We start from the raw sequence: 21,596 nt of genomic DNA, 5'->3' as shown, positions 1-21,596 counted from the left end.
TCAGCCGGCAGCTTAATAAAAAACTCCTTTTGCTTCCTTATCTATCATAATGACTTCTCCCTTATTTCACAAGATACCGCAAGAAGGCGTTTTCTTTCTTATTATACGCTTCTCGCCCTGATTTCATTAGGTTTCTGCTTTCACTTGAACGAACAGGTACAGAAAAATTTTTTTAAGTACATTACACTTTTTAAAAGTTAAAAAGATCTTTTGACTCCAGGTATCTTTTCCTTTATTATGAATCAGCTCGAAACATTCCATTCTTGCCCTTGCAGGTATAAAGATTCATTTTCAAAAACATACGCCGATATATTAATTTGAGGGAGATTAGGGAAAAAATGAAACTTTTTGAGCATCTGATCGTCAAATAATCATGTGATTGTCGAAAAAACGGGAAGGGAATTTTTGATATGCTGCAATTAATGAAACAGCTGTATGAAAAACCCGCTGTCAAGTGGACATGTCATACAGGCTTTTATTTGATGATACTGCTTGTTTTGTTTTTTATGTATGGTTTTCACACCGCGAATACCGGTTCATATATTTATAACGATTTCTAATTGGAGAGAGAATAACTATGAAACTTTTACATGCTATTCAAACACATGCGGAAACTTATCCGCAAACCGATGCCTTCCGCTCTCAAGGCCAGTCGCTCACGTATCAGGAATTATGGGAGCAGTCTGACCGCGCGGCTGCCGCGATCCAAAAACGCATTTCTGGGGAAAAGAAATCTCCTATCCTTGTGTACGGCCACATGGAGCCGCACATGATCGTTTCCTTCTTGGGAAGTGTCAAAGCGGGACATCCTTATATTCCGGTTGACCTTTCTATTCCGTCCGAACGGATTGCGAAAATTATCGAAAGCTCTGGAGCAGAATTGCTGATCCATGCAGCAGGACTCTCAATTGATGCAGTCGGCCAGCAGATTCAGACAGTTTCTGCGGAAGAACTGCTGGAAAACGAAGGCGGCTCTGTCAGCCAAGATCAATGGGTCAAAGAACACGAAACGTTTTATATCATTTACACTTCCGGAAGCACAGGAAATCCGAAAGGCGTGCAGATTTCCGCTGCGAATCTTCAAAGCTTCACAGACTGGATTTGTGCAGACTTTCCAGTCAGCGGAGGAAAAATATTTTTAAACCAAGCGCCGTTCTCATTTGATTTGTCTGTCATGGACCTATATCCGTGCCTTCAATCAGGCGGGACTTTACATTGCGTGACAAAGGATGCTGTGAACAAGCCGAAAGTCTTATTTGAAGAGCTGAAGAAGTCCGGGCTGAATGTGTGGACATCAACACCTTCCTTTGTGCAAATGTGCCTGATGGATCCAGGTTTTTCACAGGATCTGCTGCCTCATGCGGACACATTTATGTTTTGCGGAGAGGTTCTTCCGGTTTCTGTGGCAAAAGCGCTGCTTGAGCGTTTTCCGAAAGCGAAGATTTTTAATACGTACGGCCCGACTGAAGCGACAGTGGCTGTCACATCGGTTGAAATTACGGATGACGTCATCAGCCGCAGCGAATCGCTTCCAGTGGGCTTCGCCAAACCAGATATGAACATTTTTATTATGGATGAAGAGGGACAGCCGCTTCCTGATGGAGAAAAAGGAGAAATCGTCATTGCAGGGCCGAGTGTAAGCCGAGGCTACCTTGGTGAGCCAGAGCTGACGGAAAAAGCGTTTTTCTCTCATGAAGGCCAGTGGGCATACCGAACTGGCGATGCCGGCTTTATTCAAGACGGTCAGATTTTCTGCCAAGGACGTTTGGATTTTCAGATTAAACTTCACGGCTATCGAATGGAGCTGGAGGAAATCGAGTTCCATGTCAGACAGTCACAGTACGTTCGTTCTGCTGTCGTGATTCCTTATCAGCCAAACGGAACAGTTGAGTACCTGATCGCTGCTATTGTGCCTGAGGAGCATGAGTTCGAGAAGGAATTCCAGCTGACAAGCGCTATTAAAAAAGAGCTTGCCGCTTCTCTTCCGGCATATATGATCCCAAGAAAATTTATCTATCAGGATCACATTCAAATGACGGCTAACGGCAAAATTGACCGAAAACGCATTGGCGAAGAGGTTCTTGTATGACGCCCTACAGCTCGTTTTTATTCTTTATACTGCTTGGCATTCTTCTTCTGCCGACGATCATTCTCGGCTTAAACGGAAAAAGATTTCAAGCATACAACATGTTCATATCTATCATTATATTGGCTTTAATTTTTTCGCACGACTTACACGGGGTCATCGCGCTGTGCCTGTTTACAATATGGCAGGTGCTCCTGATCAGCGGCTATCTGGCATACCGGCAGAAAGCGAACAGCGGCTTTGTCTTTTGCGGAGCTGTTATCGCGTCTATTCTGCCTTTATTTCTGTCAAAAATATGGCCGTTTCTTTCACACCCGCAGCCGCATCATCCGCCGCATAACCTGATCAGCTTTTTAGGGATTTCATATTTAACCTTTAAAGGCGTTCAGCTGATTATGGAAGCAAGAGACGGACTGCTGAAAGAACAGCTGCCATTGCACCGCCTGCTGTATTTCATCCTGTTTTTCCCGACGATTTCCTCCGGCCCGATCGACAGATACCGCCGGTTCGTCAAGGATGAACAGAAGGCTTGGACGAAAGAAGAATACGCCGACCTGTTGTATACGGGAATCCATAAAATCTTCATCGGTTTCCTGTATAAATTTATTATCGGCTACGCGATCAATACGTACTTCATCATGAATCTTCCCGCAATCACGCACAATAAGATTCTTGGGAACCTGCTGTACATGTACGGCTACAGCATGTATTTATTCTTTGATTTCGCCGGCTACACGATGTTTGCCGTCGGGGTCAGCTACATTATGGGCATTAAATCACCAGAAAACTTTAATAAACCGTTTATCAGTAAAAATATTAAAGATTTCTGGAATCGCTGGCATATGTCTCTGTCATTTTGGTTCAGAGATTATGTGTTTATGAGATTCGTATTTTGGATGACTAAGAAAAAGTGGATCAAAAACCGTATGGCCGTCTCAAACATCGGGTATTTCCTGCTGTTTATGCTGATGGGGGTTTGGCACGGGCTCGCGCCGCAATATATCATTTACGGCCTCTATCATGCCGTTCTGATGACGTGTTACAACTTTTTCGAGAAGTGGAATAAGAAATATAAATGGCTGCCGTCCAACTGCTGGACAACCATTCTCGCGATTGTGATCACATTCCATTTCGTTTGCTTCGGGTTTTATATTTTCTCAGGAAAACCATTTCATCACCACCATTAAAGGAGATTAGAAAGCTATGGATTTTAAACAAGAGGTATTAGACGTTTTAGCAGAGGTTTGCCAGGATGACATCGTAAAGGAAAATCCTGATATTGAAATTTTTGAAGAAGGTTTGCTTGATTCTTTTGGAACAGTAGAATTGCTGCTTGCGATTGAAAACCGTTTTGATATTTTAGTGCCGATCACTGAATTTGACCGGGACGTTTGGAATACACCTAACAACATTGTAAATCAGCTGTCTGAGTTGAAATAATGAAAAAGCGTTTTTTCGGTCCAATTATTTTGGCGTTTATTCTATTCGCAGGCGCCATCGCAATTCCATCTTCATGGCTGACAGGCTTCATCACCGATAAGCGTGTGAAAGAGTCAGCAACAGCCTTGAATCCGAGTATGTTTCAAGGGCTATATTTACAAGATCAGATGCTCAAAGATCCGACATATCTTCCGATTTACGGGTCTTCTGAGCTTTCCCGGCTGGACGAGTTCCACCCATCTAATTATTTTCAAGTAAACAATGAGGGATTCACGCCATACCTTGTCGGCAAAGGCGGATCCCAGTCATTGATTCATTCTTTAAACTTCGCTGCCCATATGGATCAGCTGAAGGGCAAAAAAATCGTATTCATCGTGTCTCCGCAATGGTTTATTAAGCGCGGGTCTGATGAACAGCATTTCGCGCCGAACTATTCTGCGCTGCAAGGGCTTGATTTGGCATTTAACGATCAGATCGACCCTGAAATTAAAAAGAAAATGATGAAACGCATGCTGCGCTTTAAGGCTGTGCAAAACGATGCCATTCTTTCTGAGCTGTACAAAGCAATGGTAAACGGCCAGACGTGGAAAGTGAACGCGCTGAAGCCGGCGGCGAAAGTGTATTACAGCATGCTGGAAAAGAAAGATCTGTATTATTCAACGACAGAATCATCCGGGCCAAAGCGCTATATCTCGCAGTCAGTAAAGGATAAGTCATGGTCTGAATTGAATAAACTAGCGGATCAATCGGGCAAACGCCACTCCGGTTCTAACGATTTTCACATCGACAACCCTGTCTATAAAAAGCTGAAGCCGAAAGTGCCTAAGCTGAAAGGGAAAAACAAAGGAAGATCGTATGCGGTGTCACCGGAATATGGCGACTTTGAAATGATGCTCGATATCCTGAAGGATGCGGGCGCAGAGCCTATGTTTGTCACCATTCCTGTTAACGGGAAATGGTACGATTACACGGGCTTCCCGAAAAAAGGACGCACTGACTATTACAAAAAGGTAAATAAACAAATCAGAGCGAAGGGCTTCCAGGTTGCTGATTTCTCAGGGCATGAATATGACCCGTATTTCATGAAAGACACCATTCACATCGGCTGGAAAGGCTGGGTGTATGTCGATAAAGCAATTGACGAATTTTATAAAACCGGAAAAGTCACTTCATCCTGAGCATCTCATAGGACGCGGCTGCATATTTCCTGCTAAGATTTGAAATAGTAAAGGAATCACAGCCAACTTAATTAAGAGGTGTTACATCCAATGAAGATGACAGGCAATACGGTTTTAATCACAGGGGGTTCTGCTGGCATCGGGCTTGAACTGGCCAAGCGCCTGCTGGAGCTCGGCAATGAAGTTATCATTTGCGGACGCAGCGAAGCACGTCTTGCAGAAGCGAAGCAGCAGCTCCCAAACATCCATACAAAGCAATGTGATGTTGCAGACCGTTCGCAGCGGGAAGCATTGTATGAATGGGCTTTAAAGGAATATCCGAACTTGAATGTTCTCGTCAACAACGCCGGCATTCAAAAGGAAATTGACTTTAAAAAAGGGACAGAGGAGCTTTTTGTGGACGGTGATGAAATTGAACTTAATTTCCAAGCGCCTGTCCATTTATCCGCCCTTTTCACACCTCATTTGATGAAGCAGCCCGAGGCGGCAATCGTTCAGGTCACATCCGGGCTTGCGTTTAACCCGTTAGCTGTTTATCCGGTGTACTGCGCAACAAAAGCGGCACTTCACTCGTTCTCGCTTACGCTCAGACACCAGCTCCGCGACACGAGCGTGGAAGTGATTGAAATGGCACCGCCTATGGTGGACACGGGCTTAAACCAAAAATCACGCGATAAACAAGGCCTGACGTACCGGGGCATTTCATCTGAAGAATATGTTCAATATTTCTTGGACGGCTTGAAGGAAGGCAAACAGGAGATTACAAATGAACGTGTTGAAGGTCTTCGGGATGCCACTCGCGCCGATTATGACAGGTTATTCGAGCATATGAACACGCAGGAGAATTAATTTCTCCTGCTTTTTTCATATGAATTTCTTACAAATTTGAGCAAACCTATTGCGATTATTTGTTGAAGGTATACAATAGAATATAATTATTTTCAAATAAGTTTGATAATATAAACAATTTAACAGCAGGGAGATTGACCATGACTAAACAAACGATTCGCGTTGAATTAACATCAACAAAAAAACCGAAACCAGACCCAAATCAGCTTTCGTTCGGAAGAGTGTTTACAGACCACATGTTTGTAATGGACTATGCGGCAGATAAAGGTTGGTACGATCCAAGAATCATTCCTTATCAACCCTTATCAATGGATCCGGCTGCAATGGTCTATCACTACGGCCAAACCGTGTTTGAAGGGTTAAAGGCTTACGTGTCAGAGGATGACCATGTTCTGCTTTTCAGACCGGAAAAAAATATGGAACGCCTGAATCAATCAAACGACCGCCTCTGCATCCCGCAAATTGATGAAGAACAGGTTCTTGAAGGCTTAAAGCAGCTTGTCGCAATTGATAAAGACTGGATTCCAAATGCGGAGGGCACGTCCCTTTACATCCGTCCGTTCATCATCGCAACCGAGCCTTTCCTTGGTGTTGCGGCATCTCATACGTATAAGCTCTTGATCATTCTTTCTCCGGTCGGCTCTTATTACAAAGAAGGCATTAAGCCGGTCAAAATCGCTGTTGAAAGTGAATTTGTCCGTGCGGTAAAAGGCGGAACAGGAAATGCCAAAACCGCAGGGAACTATGCTTCAAGCTTAAAAGCGCAGCAGGTGGCCGAAGAGAAAGGATTTTCCCAAGTGCTTTGGCTGGACGGCATTGAGAAGAAATACATCGAAGAAGTAGGAAGCATGAACATCTTCTTCAAAATCAACGGTGAAATCGTAACGCCGATGCTGAACGGAAGCATCCTGGAAGGCATTACGCGCAATTCAGTCATCGCCTTGCTTAAGCATTGGGGCCTTCAAGTTTCAGAACGAAAAATTGCGATCGATGAGGTCATCCAAGCCCATAAAGACGGCATCCTTGAAGAAGCCTTCGGAACTGGTACAGCAGCTGTTATTTCCCCAGTCGGCGAGCTGATTTGGCAGGATGAAACACTTTCGATCAACAACGGTGAAACAGGGGAAATCGCAAAAAAACTATATGACACGATTACAGGCATTCAAAAAGGCGCTGTCGCAGACGAATTCGGATGGACGACCGAAGTCGCAGCGCTGACTGAAAGCAAATAAGAAAAAAGCCGGCCCATTACAGGCCGGCTTTTTTTACGCTTCAATTTTGTTGAAAAACTGCGGCAGATACGCTTTGTGCGCCTCCAGCATTTCGTCTAAAATCTGTTTGGCCACAGTATCGGACGGGACAAGCGGGTTAATCGTCATGGCAAGGAGCGCAGTTTGATAGTCACCTGTAACTGCCGCTTCTGCCGCGACACGTTCAAAGGATTTGATTTGCTGGACAAGGCCGCGGACAGACACCGGCAAGTCGCCGACAGCAATTGGCTTAGGGCCGGTTTTCGTCATCACACAGTTCACTTCAACTGCGGAATCGTCTGGAATACTCGCTATTGCACCATTATTGATCGTGTTCACCGGCTGAATGTCATGTTTATCATTATAAATGGAGCTGATTAAGTTACATGCTGCATCACTGTAGTAAGCTCCGCCCCGTTTTTCCAGTTGCGGCGGTTTAATCGCAAGGTTCGGATCTTTATAAAGCTCGAACAGCTCTTTTTCGACCTTCTGTACGACTTCAGCGCGGGTGCCCTCCGTTTGTGATGCTTCCAGTTCGTGCTCCAGCATCTCTTTTGTTTTGAAATAGTAACGGTGATAGCCGCAAGGGATGACATTGAGCGCTTTTAAGAAATCCGGTTCCCATTCGGCGCCTGAGATATTTTTCATCGTCATCGCGTTTTTCGGGTCGCCCATCGCCTCGATGACTTGCTCCTTCACACTTACGCCGTCCAAGAAAACATCCAGCCCAAATACCATATGGTTCAGTCCGGCGAATTGGACTTCTACGCGGTCCACATCTACATCAAGCGCTTTGGCTACGCCCATTTTGATGCCGATTGGAACATTACAGAGACCGACGACTTTCTTCAGGTTGGAGTAGCGAAGCAAGGCTTCTGTTACCATGCCGGCAGGGTTTGTGAAGTTAACAAGCCAAGCGTTCGGGCAAAGCTCTTCTATGTCCTTTGCGATCTCAAGGATGACCGGAATTGTGCGCAATCCTTTAAACAGGCCTCCCGGGCCGTTTGTTTCCTGGCCAATTACACCATATTTTAGCGGAATGCGCTCATCCTTTGCTCTTGCCTGCAAAAGTCCGACGCGGAATTGGGTCGTGACAAAGTCTGCGTCTTTCAGCGCTTTTCTCCGGTCGAGCGTAAGATGAATGTCAATCGGGACGCCAGCTTTTTCAACCATCCGTTTGGCGAGTGTGCCGACAATATTCAGCTTTTCTTCGCCCTCGGGGATATCGACAAGCCATAATTCACGGACAGGCAGCTCATCATACCGTTTAATGAACCCCTCCACTAGCTCGGGCGTATAGCTTGAACCTCCGCCAATCGTTACAATCTTCAATCCTTTTGTCATATGCTTGCTCCCCTTTGCTCGGTGATTTTTTCATATAACTCAATGATCTCTGCAGCCATATCCTTCACTGTCATTGCATTCATTAAATGATCCTGTGCATGAACCATCAGAAGCGTCATTTCCGTCTTTTCTCCGCCCGCTTCATTTTGGATCAGCTCTGTCTGATAATGATGGGCTTTTGACAATTCTTCAGCAGCGTCTTGAAGCTTTTTCCGCGCTTCTTCTGCGTCACCGCTTTTCGCAGCGGCAATGGCCTCCATTGCGGAGCTCCTACCGTTTCCTCCGTGAAGGATGATTTGAAAAATGATTTGTTCCATTTCCTCATTCACGCGATTCACTTCCTTTCTCTACAGAGCCGCTTCTTTGTCATCTGATGCTGCAGGCGTTTGAACCAGCTCCAGATCGTTTTCTTCTTTCAGCTTCTGCTTATCCCACATTCTGAAGAACGGGTAGTAGACAACAAAGGATACGACAATATTAATGGCTTGCATGACCGCGCCTGAGACTTTTCCTCCTGTCGCCAAGTAGCCTGAAAAGATCGGCGGCATGGTCCACGGCACTGCGATACCCGCCGGTTTGGCGACAAGGCCGGTGCTCATTCCGATGTACGTGAGTGTCACTGTGACAAGCGGTGTGATGATAAACGGAAGTAAGAGCATTGGGTTCATGACGATCGGCATTCCGAATATAATCGGTTCGTTAATATTGAAGATGGCCGGGCCGACCGCAAGCTTCCCGAGCTGCTTCATTTGTTTGCTTCGGGCGCGCAGGAACATCGTGACAACCAGTGCCAATGTGGCGCCGCTTCCGCCGATATTGACCCAGATATCGAAAAATTGCTGGGTGAAAATCTTAGGAAGCTCCTCACCGGCTTGGAATGCGATCCGGTTGGCATCCATTGCGCCGTACCAAATCGGTGCCATGACGCCGCCGACAATGTTTGCACCGTGAAGGCCGCAGGCCCATAAAAGCATTTTGACGGCTTCGGCGACAAGGCTTCCTCCAAGGCTTCCTCCAAGAATGGAAAGCGGAGTCCCCAATAAAACGCTTACAATATTATGAAGGCTTTCAAACGGTGTCGCTTCAACAATCAGCCGGGCTGCCCAAATCAGGAAGATGACCGCAAAGCCGGGGATTAACGCGACAAATGACTTGCTTACCGCCGGCGGAACACCGTCCGGCATTTTGAAGACTAAATTGCGCTGGATAATGAGGCGGTAAATCTCTGTGGACACCATTGCGATAATCATGGCGACAAACAGGCCTTTGCTTCCCATGAGCGAAAGCGGAATCCCGCCGCCAACCATGATTTCTTTCGTCACGCCATCCGGCATAAACGGCACTTGATAAGGTGTTGCTAATAAAAATGCCGCAAGGGAAATGGCTCCGGCCGACAAGGCATCAACGCCGTATTTCTCGGCGAGCCGGTAGGCGATGCCGAACGCGGCGACAAGACCCATAATTTCAAAGGTCGCGTCGACTGGGTAGGCCAGTTTTTCAGACCAGGAGCTGCCAAACGTTTTTGCCATAAACTCAGCGTATCCCGGGATCGGGAGGTTGCCAATGATGAGGAAAAAGGAACCGATGATAATCAGGGGCATCGTGAGGATGATACCATCACGCAGCGCCTGCAAATGACGCTGTCCCGCAATTCTTCCCGCTATAGGCATGACCTTTTCTTCTAAGATCTGATTGACTTTATTCACATAGCCCGCCCCTCTCTATGACACATGTCCAAGCTGTTCAGCTGATTTCAGCACTTCCGCCCCGTTGCACGTGCCATAATGGACGGTATTAATGACGTCTACCGGAACCCCCTTTGACTCTCCTAATTTTTTGAGCTGCGGAAGCATGTAACGGACTTGCGGACCGAGAAGCAATACATCCGCTTTATCGATATGATTTTGTACAGAATCGCCTGAAACTGCCCAAATGGTATAGTCTTTTCCCTGTTCCTGCGCACTTTTTTCCATCTTGCTCACCAGTAAACTAGTAGACATGCCTGCTGCACAAACGAGTAATATATTCATGTAAAAGACCCCCTAGAGTTTGATCAATTTTGTAATGTCCTGCTGTTGCTATCATCATATTATGAAATCGCTTTCATAAACACTCAGGGTTTTTCCGCAGGCAACGGAAAAAAGGTATATACAGGCTGTCAGCTCAGCATTTTTTGGTCAAACACATCCGAAAGCTCTTGATATGAACGGCATTTGATCAGCTGGTTCACCGCCGCCGGGTCATCCAAAATGCTGCCAAGCAGTTTATACATGCTTTGCAAATCCGCTTTGTTCTCCTTTTCGACACAAAGCAGACAGACAAATTGAACTCGCTGACTCTCCCAATCGATCGGTTTTTTGAGCGTACAAACGGCCCAAAACGTTGTTTTCGTCTGCGGAACAAGCGGGTGCGGGATGGCAACAAGATTGCCAAAACACGTTGGCGACATGTCTTCTCTTTCAAAAATGGAATCTATGATTTCTTCATCGGCAAAGCCGCATTCGACCGCTTTCTGCCCTAAAAATTGAATCACTTCTTCTTTTGAGCGCAGATCCTCCTGAAAAAAAACGAGTTCTTTTTTTAGGTAGCGATTGGCTTTTTCCTTTTCATCACTCAGAATAGATTCTATTTTTGTAAAGTCAGTTCCGCCTAAGATGGTGTTAACCTTCAGTACTGGTACAGGGAGCTCTTTTTTAATCGGAATAGTGCTGATGACAAAATCAATTGATTCGTAGGACATTTGATCAAGACTATAATACTCAGCCGTTCCAAGAATATCGAGCCGCTTGCCGAAATGGGAACGCAGTTTTTCGCGCAGAAGCTGGGCGCTTCCGGCTCCCGATGCGCATACAATGATACAGCGTTTCGGCGGGCTTTCTGTTTTTTTTCGTTCAATCGCGGCGCCAAAGTGGAGAGCCAAATATCCAATTTCGTTTTCATGAATCTCAATACCCGTTTGTTCCTTTATCACGATTCCGGCAATGATCCCGGCTTCAAAAGCGAGTGGATAATGTTCCTTGATCGCTGCCAGCATCGGATTTCGAAGATTCATGCCGTATCGGTTGCGGCTGATCGCCGGCTTCATATGCAGTGCCAAGCCGATTTTCAGCTCTTTGTCATGCAGGATGCCAAGCTTCAGTTCACGATCAACAGCTTTGATCATGGCAAGTGTCAGCTGATCGGTTTCCTCTTCTATTGAAAATGTGTCCTCTCCGCATTGTGATTGTGTCATTCGTTTTGTGCCAAGGAGATGCATGGTGATGTAGGCCGTCTCGTCTTTCGGAAACGTAACGGCAAGCTTTGATTCCAGCTCTTTTACGATGGCTTCTGCAGCCTGGTACTCCTTTTGATGCAGGATATGATCCATATCTTTCGGGAAAAGAGAAACATAGTTTTCCGTTCTGATCCGTTTACAGGCGATAGCGATATGGATAATGAGGTTATTCAGTCCCATGTTGGACAGAGGGATGCGGTCGTTTTTCATTTTTTTCAAGATGGCGGAACGGATGATCTCAATTTCTTCTTTTGGCAAAATATCAGCCTTTTCATTTAAAACATCTATCTCCGTTTCTCTTTCATCAACAATGTACTCCGCCATGCAGTACCTCATCTGCACCTCGTCCCCGCGCAGCTTGAAGCCGTAATTCGGACGTGTTTCCATGACGATGCGGTAAGGCAGCAGACGTTTCTTGACTTCCTTTAAATCCGTTTGGAGTGTAGATTTTGAGATAAATAGTTCTTCAGCAAGTTCATCGAGCTTGAGATAATGGTCCGCCAGCAGCAGACGTTTCATAAGATAGGCCATTCTCTCCTCCGGCAATACCGGCAGGCCCTTTTTTTGCTGAAATACATCTTGCAGCAGTGTTCTGAATACTTGCTCGTCATCAATGCGGAGCTTGTAGCCGGAGCCTCTTACAGATTGTACAAAGGCACCGTGGCCGCTTAGCACACCTTGCAGTTCCTTTATATCATTGCGGACTGTCCGCGTCGTTACGTTTAATTGCGCGGCAAAAAACGAACTTGTCACCGGGGCTTCAGCCGCCATCAGCAAGCACAGAATATCACGAAGTCGCCCATGAAGCATGAGAAAAACCTCCTATCTAGTAGATGCAGGGATTCAGTGAATAGGCAGAAAGGATGATGAAGGGATGCGAAATGTATATAAATTCTATAATGGAGAGAATGGCAAGTCAATGAACATCCGGAGGACTAGAGGGAAAACTGACCTATAAAAAAACAGCCGGGATCAGCCGGCTGTTCTAGATGCGGACATATTCTTTTGTTTAGACGCCTTGCGATCCTTCATGATTTTTCGAACAATCGGGTAAATGACCGGCGCCCATTTGATAACGGTTTTGATCATCTTTTTCAAAGCTCCGATTCTCCCTTCTTTTTTCTCAACCATTCCCCTGATTGCCTCTTCCTTAAACATGCTAACGCGACACGTACCTGTTTCCCGTCACCCAGAAACGCCATGGATAATCGCGTGCCTCCCCGCTGTTGTCAATGCCGATGCGCGGGCCGGTTGAAATTGCTTCCGGTGTGTACCCGCTTTCGATGTAAAGCGGCTGTTCCGTGATCCAGCGTCCGTAGTCATTCATCGTGACGCCAAGCGCTTTCGTCAGCTTTCCTGGTCCGTTTGTCCATTCCCTCGGACTCCTGCCCGGCCTTCTCTCCTCCATTAACAGCTGGCCTTCATGCGGCTCAATCGCCCTGATTAATACCGCTTGCGGGACATCCTCTTCCGCGGCAACGACATTCAGCAATGTATGGGTGTGCATCACGTATGTATATACCCGCCCAGCTTCTGCAAACATGATCTCAGTCCGCTTCGTCCGGCGGTTGTTAAAGCTGTGGGCCGCTCTGTCTCCAGCCCCCATATAGGCCTCTGTTTCCACAATATAGCCTGACGCTGTGCCTTCGTCTGTTTCTTTTACAAGAAGGCAGCCCAGAAGCGATGGGGCAAGCTCAAGAGCGGTTTTTTGATAAAACGTGATGGGCAGCGGATTTTTTTCTCTCGTCACGAATCGACCTCTCCTTTTACCGATTTTTGTACATTGTACCATTCCCGAAGCAGATCAAAAAAAACGGCTGTTTTAAAATCTTTCCATTCAGGGAATATTGTTACCGTTCAAAAAAGGAGGGCCAACCATTGAAAGATGATCATCAAAACAAGCAGCACCAAACAAATGCCCAAGGAAGCGAGGAAGCGCTTTCCCATAAGACATCCGGGAAAAACGAGTCAGAGGATACCTTAACGAATAGGCAGGGGCATCCTGTTACTGACAACCAGAATGTGAGAACCGTCGGGAATAGAGGGCCTACAACACTTGAGAACTATGATTTTCTCGAAAAGATCAGCCACTTCGACCGGGAACGCATCCCTGAGCGGGTTGTTCATGCCAGGGGAGCAGGTGCACACGGGTATTTTGAAGCGTACGGAAGCTTCGGAGACGAACCGATTTCAACATACACACGGGCCAAGCTCTTTCAGGAAAAAGGCAAGAAAACACCGGCATTTGTCCGTTTTTCAACTGTGAATCATGGAAAACACTCGCCTGAAACATTGAGAGACCCGCGCGGTTTTGCTGTAAAGCTATATACAGAAGACGGAAACTGGGATTTGGTCGGGAACAACCTAAAAATCTTTTTTATCCGCGACCCGCTGAAATTTCCGGATCTTGTACACGCATTTCAGCCTGATCCAGTGACAAACATCCAGGATGGTGAACGTATCTTCGATTTCATTTCTCAATCTCCTGAAGCGACACACATGATCACCTTCTTGTTTTCGCCTTGGGGCATTCCGGCCAACTACCGGCAAATGCAGGGTTCAGGCGTACATGCCTATAAATGGGTGAATGAGGAGGGCAAGGCCGTTCTCGTGAAATACCATTTTGAACCGAAGCAGGGCATCCGCAACCTGACACAGAAGGAAGCAGAAGAGATTCAAGGGAAAAACTTTAACCATGCCACACAGGATTTATATGACGCGATTGAAAATGGCGATTATCCAGAGTGGGAAGTGTATGCACAAATCATGAGCGATGATGAGCATCCTGAACTGGACTTTGATCCTCTTGATCCGACAAAACTGTGGTATAAAGACGATTTTCCATGGAAACCGATCGGCAAATTGGTTCTGAACAAAAATCCGGAAAACTACCATGCGGAAGTGGAGCAAGCTTCATTTGGAACGGGGGTGCTTGTCGACGGGCTTGATTTTTCAGACGACAAATTGCTCCAGGGGCGTACGTTTGCCTACTCTGATACGCAGCGCTACCGTGTAGGCGCAAATTACCTGCAGCTTCCGATCAACTCGCCGAAAAAGCATGTCGCCACCAACCAGGAAGGCGGGCAGATGCAATATCGGGTCGATAGAGCAGAAGGACAAAACCCGCACGTCAACTATGAGCCATCCATTATGGGCGGGCTGAAGGAAGCGAAGCAGGACGGAAAAGACCATACGCCGCATGTCGAAGGTGATGTAAAGCGTGAAGCGATTGACAGAACAAACAACTTCGGACAGGCTGGAGAAACGTACCGGAGATTTACTGAATTTGAGCGGAACGAATTGATTACGAATTTGGTGAATACGCTTTCTACGTGCCGAAAAGAAATTCAGGATCAAATGATTGAGAATTTCACAAAAGCTGATCCTGACTACGGAAAACGTGTAGCAGAAGGGCTAAAAAAGGTTTCCGAAAACAACAGCAACGGGCCGATCGGCACAACTGAAACGGAACAGGCTGCAAAGCAGGCTGAACAGGAGAGCCATCCATCTGATCCGTATTAACAAAAGCGAACAGGGCTTTTTTTGAAGCCCTGTTTTTTTATTTTTCTATTGAAACGTTTTCAACAATTGTGTTGTACTGGAAGGAAAGGGGTGGAGAGATACGATGGAATTACAGCAGGACTTGATTCCTCAGAAAAAAACAATCGGCGCCTTAGATCACGCCGTTTTTTTATGCATGGTATTTTGTTTCTGGTTTTCAGGCTATATTTACGTTCCTGTATTCAGTCTGTATTTGGAGGATCTGCACTTTTCATATGGCGCAATCGGCATCATTCTCGGCAGCTACGGGGTCACGCAAATCCTTCTGCGATTCCCGCTCGGCCTTTTGTCAGACATCCTGTTTTCCTTGCGCAAGCAATTGTTAATTGCCGGGTTCGGCTTTTCCGTCTTCAGCAGCCTGCTTTTTCTGATGTTTGATTCTTTCTTCTTCGTGCTGGCCGCCCGGCTTTTCGCGGGAATCACTGCTTCTATGTGGGTGATGGCGACCATTTTATACGCACATTATTTCAACAATGGCAATGCATCAAAAGCAATGGGCATCATGCAGTTTTTTACCGTCATGCCTCAGTTTGCCAGCATTGTGTTCTGCGGGCTCGCCGCAGCCCATTTAGGGAGGCAGGTTCCTTTTTGGATGGCGCTGGCAGCTTCTGCCGCAGGTCTGGTGATCTGCTGCTTTATTAAGGATCCGTCTGCTCCTCCCGCAAACCGTGACACCATTCGTGTCAATCAGTACATCAAAGATACATTGCGGCTGCCAAAGCTGAAGCTTTTCACCATCCTGTCTATGACGGCCCATGCCGTATTATTTATGACAGTGTTTGGTTTTACGCCGCTTTACATGAATCAGCTCGGAATGGGCGACGCGGAGCTGCTTTGGGTGATGAGCGCCTTTTTCCTCCCACACGCAGCCGCCACATTAAGCTTTGTGTTTCTGCGCTTTACAAGCCGTATCGCTTACTCCGTGATGCTCATTAGTTTCGCTGTCACCGGGGTCTGCTTGCTATACGTTCCTTTTTCAGCTGCATTGTTCACGGTTTGCATCACACACGCCTGTATTGGGCTGGCGCTCGGCTTCGTTTTCCCTCTGCTGCTAAGCCATGTCGTCGAAATCAGTTCTGCCCGTTTAAAAATGTCAGTGATGGGGTTTTATCAATCATTTTATGCGCTAGGCATCTTCCTCGGGCCCCTTCTTGCAGGAAAAATCGCACAGCTTGTCGGGCTTGCGGGAGTTTTTTATGGAGCCGGGTCTCTGGCATTTGCCGCCTTTTTTGTGATGCTCGCGCAAAAACGTAACATGATCAATTAATAGCTTTCATACCGCCGGAAGCGCCACACAGAAAACACGGCCAGAAGCATGATGCACAGAATGGAGAAAGTGAGTGACCATCCGAAAAAATCTGCCCGCTCTCCATGAAGAAGGATATGCTCCGCCTGCTTGCAAATCTCAGCCGGAAGCCACTTCGCACCATCTGGAAATAATGAAACAGCAAAGGAAACGGCTGCTGTGAGCCCGATCCCGCAAGCCGCAGCTGCTCCGACAGACCGGAATATCGTACTTCCGGCAAGGCCGGCGGTCACAATAAATATCACCCAAAGCGCGTAAAGGCCAAGGCTTGCGGCAAAGCGGCTGAATGATGCGTCCTCAAACAGCAGCCGGACGTAATAGTAAGCAAGCCCGTATCCAGCTGCAAACGACATAATGCCGATCACGCTTTGGATGAGCCATTTACTCACGATATAATGGGCTGCCGTCACAGGCCGCGACATAATCAGCGCTGTTACCCCTTGATTTCTTTCATTGGCTACACTGCCCATCACGCTAAAGATGACCAAAGCCATGCCAAGCGTGTTGAATTGAGAAAGCGTGCTGACCATCACTTCAGACCCGGAGGGCATCGTAAAACTGATTTTCATGCCGTCAGGAAGGTTCCCTCCATGTGCGATGATTTCCGGCATATAATAAATGGTCAGCGGCTGTGTCAGCCCGACGATCATCATCGCAATCGGCAGCCAAATCAGCTTGCCGCTTTTCCATCCTTCCAGCCACTCCTTCTGCAATAGCGCCATCATCACCTTCATGCGTGCACCACCTTTAGATAGACGTCTTCTAGAGACTCCGTTTTCTGTTCAAAGCGGGTGACGGTCAATCCCTTTCGGATACAGTCACTTAATAATGACCGGCCAGCGTGTATATCAGGCAGCTCGAAAACCGCTTGGGACGGATTCTTATAGACAATAGCTGAGACGTAAGGCTTCTCTTCAAGCCAACCTTCCAGCTTCTCTTTCACTGAAAGGGTAAAAACGTTCGTTTGCTGCTGTTGTTTCAGCTCCTGTAACTCGCCTTTCCATGAAATTTCACCGTTTTTCATAATCACCACTTGATCACACACCTGCTCTGCATCGTGCAAAACATGTGTAGAAAACAGAACGGCCATATGCTTTTTCAGCTCCCGCATTATGTCCAGCACCTCGAACCGCCCTGTCGGATCAAGAGCAGACACCGGTTCATCCAATATCAAAAACTGCGGTTTATGGAGCAGTGCCTGTGCCAGACCGAGTCTTTGTTTCATGCCTCCTGAATAGCCCCCGATCCTTTTGTGCTCCGCTTCATGCAAACCCACAAATTCCAGCATCTCGCCGATTTCCTCTTGGCATTTTCTCTTCGAAAGGCCGGACAGTCTCCCCGCAAATGTCAAAAATTCATTTGCGGTCATCCAGGAATAAAAAGCTGGATACTGCGGGAGGTACCCAATCAAACGCCGATCCGGCTTTTTTTCTCCTAACAGCTTAATGTTTCCGGAGGTTGGCGAAAGCAGTCCGGCCAGCATTTGCAGAGTCGTGGTTTTGCCGGCTCCATTAGGTCCTAATAGTGCGACACACTCATTTTCATTCACGTGAAAACTGACATTCTTTACAGCTTCATGATGCCTGTACGATTTGCATAATGATTCAATAGACAGCATATCGGCTTACCTTTGCTTTCTGCCGACGGTAAAAAACAAAATCGGCCCAATAATATTGATACATACAATGATTGCAGCCCACATCCACTTTGGCCCGTTTGTCCGCTCTTCTTTTATACAGCTGATAAGGGCAAACACCGCCAAAGCCAGCTGTAATACAATCAGCGGCAAAATCATTTCCCAAGAAATATTCATTGCTTGATCCCCCTTTTCTTCCGATCCGGCCTAATGACAAAAAAGTAATAACAAATCAGAGGCATCGGTGCTTGAATCAATCCGACAATCCCCCAAACCCATGCCATGCGATTACGTTTTTTCGCATCAATAAATAAAAAGATTCCCTGCGCCAATACGATGAGACAAGCCGCAACCGTTATGATAATTTCTGTTTGTGTCATCCGCGTTTCACCTCGCATTCGCCGAGATGCCTTTTTTTCTCAGCCGCAATCAAAATCGGCAGCACCGCAAGCACACAAACCTGAAGCACAATAAACACAGCAGGAGCTTGAGTGAAAGCTAAGATTGCAGCACTCACAACCATCAGCGCGCAGAATACAAATAAAATGATCTCTTGAAGAAGTTTTTTTCTGTATTCAGCTTTCATTTGTGACAGCTGGTGAAGCAGTTCTTTTTGATTCGGTATAGAGGGATTGGCTGTTTGATCAATTTTTTTCCATTCTGACTTTAAATGATCAGAAAGCTTTTCTTTATTCATCATCCCACTCCTTTCTGATTTGCTGGAGCCCTTTATGAACTCTGGACTTTACAGTGCCTTCTTTGATTTGAAGCATCACCCCGATTTCAGCGTAGGTATAGCCGTAGTAATGCCTTAATAAAACCGGTGTGCGCAGTTTAGGGTCCAGCTTTGAAAACAGATCGAGCGTTTCGCTCCACTCTGCCCCTTTCGCCGACACGTCCCACTTGATCTTGCGGATTGTTTCCTCCGTAACTGTCTGATTCCGTTTCCATTCTCTCTTTCTCTTTTTCTGGTGATCGAGATAGAGCCGCGATGCAATGGAGATCAGCCATGTGGAGAATTTTGAACGGCCCTGAAAGCTTCTTAAATGGATGTACCCTTTCAGAAAGGTTTCCTGAACAAGTTCCTCGCTGAGATCGGGGTGAAGGGAAAGCTTTAACAAGTATTTATATAAGAAAGAATAGTGATAGTGGAAAAGGGCTGTAAACGCCTCGTCGTTTCCCTCTTTCGCCTGCTGGATCAGCCGCTGTTCTTCATGTGTATCCAATGACCGTGATCCCCCCTTTTTTGTTTTTCTGCCTTATGAGACGACACCGGATTCAAAAGCGTTCATCTTTTTTACAATTCTTTTCAGCCATTGACAGATCAGGCTTCCCGGCCGTTTGGCTGCATATCCTTATTTGTAAACCCCCTTATAGTCTGTTAAGCTATGACTTTATGTCGATTTCAAAAAAACATCCAATATGGAGGACGATGCATTGAAAGTAGAAAGGCGAACGATTGAATATATTCCGAATGAAGAAAGACATGGTAAAGCGAAAGATTTATTTCCCGTATGGTTCGGGGCTAATATGCATATCACCACGTTAGTGACCGGCACGATTCCCGTTGCAATGGGACTTAATCTGTTTTGGAGTGTTGCCGCTATTATTTGCGGAACCTTAATCGGTGCCATATTTATGGCGTCTCATTCCGCGCAAGGCCCTCAGCTAGGCATCCCGCAAATGATTCAAAGCCGTGCCCAATTCGGCGTAATCGGAGCGATTCTTCCCCTCTTCTTAGTCATGTTTATCTACCTTGGTTTCTTCGCAAGCAGCACGATTCTGGCGGCCGGAACCTTAAGCAGCTTTGTTCCCATCCCGGGATCATGGAGCATTATAGGCTTAAGCGCCTTATGTTTTTTACTCACCATTTTCGGCCATGATTTGATTCACAAAATGCAAAAAATCCTTTCTTGGACCTCTTTTGCTGTATTTTTTGCTGCAACGATTCTCATTTTTCAATTGCCGATTCCGGCAGGCAGCTGGATTCCCGGAGCGATTGATCTGCCAATTTTCTTGGTGGCAGTCAGCGCAGTTGCGACGTGGCAGCTTGCCTACGCGCCATATGTTGCCGATTATTCAAGATATCTGCCAGTTAAAACACCGGCTTCAAAAACATTTTGGTACAGCTATGCAGGTACATCTGTCAGCTCCATCTGGATGATGCTGCTCGGCGCATTGCTGACAACCTCACTTCCTGACTTTACGGCAAACTCAGGCAGCCAGATTGTCCAATTGTTCGGTCCCTTCTCGTTTATTATGCTGATCATTGTGTTATTTGGGCAAATGGCGATCAATGTTTTTAACCTGTATGGGGCTTTCATGTCCACGACAACAACGCTGGAGCCATTTCTGAAATTAAAAGTCACGCCCAAAGTCAGAATCATCATGATCCTGGGTGTCACGCTTGTCGGCACAGTCTTAAGCCTACTGGGACAGAGCAATTTTATGGAGCTGTTTTTGAATTTTATCTTTTTCATCAGTTATTTCTTAATTCCGTGGACGGCAATCAATTTAGTCGATTACTACTTCGTCCGCCACGGAAAGTATCAAGTCAAAGCCATGTTCGACGTAAACGGGCCTTATGGAAAGGTCAATTGGATCACCACAATTGCGTTCGTGCTGTCTATCTTGCTGGAAATTCCGTTTATCAATACAAGCTTTTACATCGGACCGCTTGCCAAAATGTTTGGCGGCGGAGACATCGCATGGATTATCGGCTTGGCCGTGCCTTCTGTGCTTTACTATGCATTAATGAAACCGCGTCTGAAAAAACGGGCGGGGTATCAAGAAAAGCTGTCTTCTCTCTGAAGACAGCTTTTTTATCATTCAAATCGTTTCCACACGCGGGGCAGGATGTCAGATAGCTCATGAGCGAGCAACGTATGAGCGGAGTGCTCGTCCGTCCAGAGCTCGGCGCACGCACCATGCAAATAGACCGCGTTTAATATGGCGTGCTTTGGATCTTCATGGCAGCAGAGCATCCCCAATATCATGCCCGTCAGCGTGTCACCGGTTCCGCCCTTGGCGAGCGCCCCGTTTCCAGTTGGATTGAGCCAGCAGTCTCCATCAGGAAACGCGATGACGGTTTGGTTTCCTTTTAACACAATGACAGTCTGCAGCTGAGCCGCCCATTCCTTTGCATATTCCGCTCTTTTTTTCTGCAATTCGTTCACGGGCACCCCTGTCATTCGGGAAAACTCGCCCGGGTGCGGCGTGAGGATGACGGGGGCCTCCCGTTTCGGATATGTGCGCTTCGCCAGCGCTCCGGCATCCAAAATAACAGGACAATCAGCCGTAAGCACATGATCGACTGCCTGCTGTACGCTTTCCGTTTGCGGAAGGCCCGGTCCGATGGCAATGGCCCGGTACGTCTCTTCAAGCTGAGCATCCGCCGCCTTTTTCCAGCCGTCACGCCAATAGGTCGCCTCGGGCAAAACAGGAACAATTAGCGGGATTACGCTTTCTGATGTACCGATGACAAGCTTGCCGAGACCGCTCCGCATGGCCCCAAGCCCTGCAAGCAGCGCTGCTCCCGGCATGTCGTCACTTCCAGCCAGCAGCAAAGCCGTACCGTACGTGCCTTTATGGCTCTCCGCATCTCTTTCAGGAAGCGTGGCCCTTACATGCTCTTCCGTCCAAAATGGAACATTCATCTCTATCCCTCCTCTG

At 46.8% G+C, this 21,596-nt stretch carries 25 protein-coding genes; 10 read left to right on the top strand and 15 right to left on the bottom strand.

What is annotated here, in order from left to right; all coding sequences use genetic code 11:
* Positions 1 to 126 precede the first annotated feature (126 nt).
* Positions 127 to 261: a hypothetical protein gene (locus BGM23_RS21710; RefSeq protein ID WP_003227332.1), complete on the bottom strand. Its 135-nt coding sequence runs from the start codon at positions 259 to 261 to the stop codon at positions 127 to 129.
* A gap of 149 nt (positions 262 to 410) precedes the next feature.
* On the opposite strand from BGM23_RS21710, the gene BGM23_RS02325 reads away from it, so the two are divergent.
* The 7 genes from BGM23_RS02325 to BGM23_RS02295 all read left to right on the top strand — a co-directional run bounded on the left by BGM23_RS02325 (position 411) and on the right by BGM23_RS02295 (position 6,785).
* Complete coding sequence (locus BGM23_RS02325; protein ID WP_003227330.1) at positions 411 to 560, top strand: teichoic acid D-Ala incorporation-associated protein DltX; 150 nt, start codon at positions 411 to 413, stop codon at positions 558 to 560.
* Positions 561 to 577: 17 nt separating this feature from the next.
* Positions 578 to 2,089, top strand: a complete 1,512-nt coding sequence (gene dltA / locus BGM23_RS02320; RefSeq protein ID WP_015250915.1) for a D-alanine--poly(phosphoribitol) ligase subunit DltA — start codon at positions 578 to 580, stop codon at positions 2,087 to 2,089.
* Positions 2,086 to 3,273 carry a D-alanyl-lipoteichoic acid biosynthesis protein DltB gene (gene dltB, locus BGM23_RS02315; protein ID WP_015250914.1) on the top strand — a complete coding sequence of 396 codons (1,188 nt, stop codon included), beginning with the start codon at positions 2,086 to 2,088 and terminating at the stop codon, positions 3,271 to 3,273. Before dltA ends, dltB begins: the two co-directional genes overlap by 4 nt.
* A 16-nt stretch (positions 3,274 to 3,289) precedes the next feature.
* Entirely contained in the window at positions 3,290 to 3,526 is a 237-nt protein-coding gene (gene dltC / locus BGM23_RS02310) for a D-alanine--poly(phosphoribitol) ligase subunit DltC (RefSeq protein WP_003227325.1), read from the top strand.
* A complete protein-coding gene (gene dltD, locus BGM23_RS02305) occupies positions 3,526 to 4,704 on the top strand; it encodes a D-alanyl-lipoteichoic acid biosynthesis protein DltD (protein ID WP_003227323.1) in 1,179 nt (392 codons plus the stop codon). Before dltC ends, dltD begins: the two co-directional genes overlap by 1 nt.
* 90 nt (positions 4,705 to 4,794) lie before the next feature.
* Positions 4,795 to 5,553 carry an SDR family oxidoreductase gene (locus BGM23_RS02300; protein ID WP_029726191.1) on the top strand — a complete coding sequence of 253 codons (759 nt, stop codon included), beginning with the start codon at positions 4,795 to 4,797 and terminating at the stop codon, positions 5,551 to 5,553.
* A 140-nt stretch (positions 5,554 to 5,693) separates the two neighbouring features.
* Positions 5,694 to 6,785, top strand: coding sequence for a branched-chain amino acid aminotransferase (locus tag BGM23_RS02295; RefSeq protein WP_003244231.1), 1,092 nt, complete (start codon positions 5,694 to 5,696; stop codon positions 6,783 to 6,785).
* A 33-nt stretch (positions 6,786 to 6,818) separates the two neighbouring features.
* Here the strand turns inward: BGM23_RS02295 and licH are convergent, their stop codons facing one another.
* The 7 genes from licH to BGM23_RS02260 all read right to left on the bottom strand — a co-directional run bounded on the left by licH (position 6,819) and on the right by BGM23_RS02260 (position 13,171).
* Positions 6,819 to 8,147 carry a 6-phospho-beta-glucosidase LicH gene (licH, locus tag BGM23_RS02290; protein ID WP_003244285.1) on the bottom strand — a complete coding sequence of 443 codons (1,329 nt, stop codon included), beginning with the start codon at positions 8,145 to 8,147 and terminating at the stop codon, positions 6,819 to 6,821.
* The gene (gene licA, locus BGM23_RS02285) at positions 8,144 to 8,476 is read right to left on the bottom strand and encodes a PTS lichenan transporter subunit IIA (RefSeq protein ID WP_003227313.1); all 333 of its coding nucleotides are present in this window, start codon (positions 8,474 to 8,476) and stop codon (positions 8,144 to 8,146) included. Before licA ends, licH begins: the two co-directional genes overlap by 4 nt.
* Before the next feature lie 18 nt (positions 8,477 to 8,494).
* Entirely contained in the window at positions 8,495 to 9,853 is a 1,359-nt protein-coding gene (gene licC / locus BGM23_RS02280) for a PTS lichenan transporter subunit IIC (RefSeq protein ID WP_032722724.1), read from the bottom strand.
* Positions 9,854 to 9,868: 15 nt separating this feature from the next.
* Positions 9,869 to 10,177, bottom strand: coding sequence for a PTS lichenan transporter subunit IIB (gene licB / locus BGM23_RS02275; protein ID WP_003218755.1), 309 nt, complete (start codon positions 10,175 to 10,177; stop codon positions 9,869 to 9,871).
* 128 nt (positions 10,178 to 10,305) lie between these two features.
* Entirely contained in the window at positions 10,306 to 12,231 is a 1,926-nt protein-coding gene (licR, locus tag BGM23_RS02270; protein WP_032722725.1) for a transcriptional regulator LicR, read from the bottom strand.
* Between the two features lie 162 nt (positions 12,232 to 12,393).
* Positions 12,394 to 12,552 carry a hypothetical protein gene (locus BGM23_RS02265; protein ID WP_009968374.1) on the bottom strand — a complete coding sequence of 53 codons (159 nt, stop codon included), beginning with the start codon at positions 12,550 to 12,552 and terminating at the stop codon, positions 12,394 to 12,396.
* A 28-nt stretch (positions 12,553 to 12,580) separates the two neighbouring features.
* Positions 12,581 to 13,171, bottom strand: a complete 591-nt coding sequence (locus BGM23_RS02260; protein WP_003227303.1) for a DNA-3-methyladenine glycosylase — start codon at positions 13,169 to 13,171, stop codon at positions 12,581 to 12,583.
* A 128-nt stretch (positions 13,172 to 13,299) separates the two neighbouring features.
* Between BGM23_RS02260 and katX the strand changes: the two genes are divergently transcribed.
* Complete coding sequence (katX, locus tag BGM23_RS02255) at positions 13,300 to 14,943, top strand: catalase KatX (protein WP_015250908.1); 1,644 nt, start codon at positions 13,300 to 13,302, stop codon at positions 14,941 to 14,943.
* Positions 14,944 to 15,046: 103 nt separating this feature from the next.
* The gene (locus BGM23_RS02250; protein ID WP_046664011.1) at positions 15,047 to 16,249 is read left to right on the top strand and encodes an MFS transporter; all 1,203 of its coding nucleotides are present in this window, start codon (positions 15,047 to 15,049) and stop codon (positions 16,247 to 16,249) included.
* On the opposite strand, the gene BGM23_RS02245 is transcribed toward BGM23_RS02250, so the two are convergent.
* Genes BGM23_RS02245 through sigY form a run of 6 tightly spaced genes read right to left on the bottom strand, consistent with a single transcriptional unit; the run spans position 16,246 to position 19,150 of the window.
* A complete protein-coding gene (locus BGM23_RS02245; protein ID WP_003243335.1) occupies positions 16,246 to 17,022 on the bottom strand; it encodes an ABC transporter permease in 777 nt (258 codons plus the stop codon). The two genes, BGM23_RS02250 and BGM23_RS02245, sit on opposite strands and share 4 nt — an antisense overlap.
* On the bottom strand, positions 17,019 to 17,906 hold the full coding sequence (locus BGM23_RS02240) for an ABC transporter ATP-binding protein (RefSeq protein WP_015250906.1): 888 nt from the start codon (positions 17,904 to 17,906) through the stop codon (positions 17,019 to 17,021). The genes BGM23_RS02245 and BGM23_RS02240 overlap by 4 nt, the downstream gene beginning before the upstream one ends.
* Before the next feature lie 6 nt (positions 17,907 to 17,912).
* Positions 17,913 to 18,101 (bottom strand): sigma Y negative regulator YxlE, encoded by a 189-nt coding sequence (yxlE, locus tag BGM23_RS02235; RefSeq protein ID WP_003227293.1) that lies wholly within the window; start codon positions 18,099 to 18,101, stop codon positions 17,913 to 17,915.
* On the bottom strand, positions 18,098 to 18,304 hold the full coding sequence (gene yxlD / locus BGM23_RS02230) for a sigma Y negative regulator YxlD (protein WP_003227291.1): 207 nt from the start codon (positions 18,302 to 18,304) through the stop codon (positions 18,098 to 18,100). Before yxlD ends, yxlE begins: the two co-directional genes overlap by 4 nt.
* On the bottom strand, positions 18,301 to 18,621 hold the full coding sequence (locus BGM23_RS02225) for a YxlC family protein (protein WP_003227289.1): 321 nt from the start codon (positions 18,619 to 18,621) through the stop codon (positions 18,301 to 18,303). Before BGM23_RS02225 ends, yxlD begins: the two co-directional genes overlap by 4 nt.
* A complete protein-coding gene (sigY, locus tag BGM23_RS02220; protein WP_015250905.1) occupies positions 18,614 to 19,150 on the bottom strand; it encodes an RNA polymerase sigma factor SigY in 537 nt (178 codons plus the stop codon). Before sigY ends, BGM23_RS02225 begins: the two co-directional genes overlap by 8 nt.
* Positions 19,151 to 19,361: 211 nt before the next feature.
* Here sigY and BGM23_RS02215 point away from each other — a divergent pair, with 211 nt between their 5' ends.
* Positions 19,362 to 20,735, top strand: a complete 1,374-nt coding sequence (locus tag BGM23_RS02215; protein WP_029726190.1) for a cytosine permease — start codon at positions 19,362 to 19,364, stop codon at positions 20,733 to 20,735.
* Between the two features lie 14 nt (positions 20,736 to 20,749).
* Here the strand turns inward: BGM23_RS02215 and BGM23_RS02210 are convergent, their stop codons facing one another.
* Positions 20,750 to 21,580, bottom strand: a complete 831-nt coding sequence (locus BGM23_RS02210; protein ID WP_029726189.1) for an NAD(P)H-hydrate dehydratase — start codon at positions 21,578 to 21,580, stop codon at positions 20,750 to 20,752.
* Positions 21,581 to 21,596 lie beyond the last annotated feature (16 nt).

Source organism: Bacillus sp. FJAT-14266, from assembly GCF_001719225.1.
Classification (GTDB): Bacteria; Bacillota; Bacilli; order Bacillales; family Bacillaceae; genus Bacillus; species Bacillus subtilis.
Note: the sequence above shows the minus strand (reverse complement) of the source record. Positions and strands in the feature narration are given on the sequence as shown.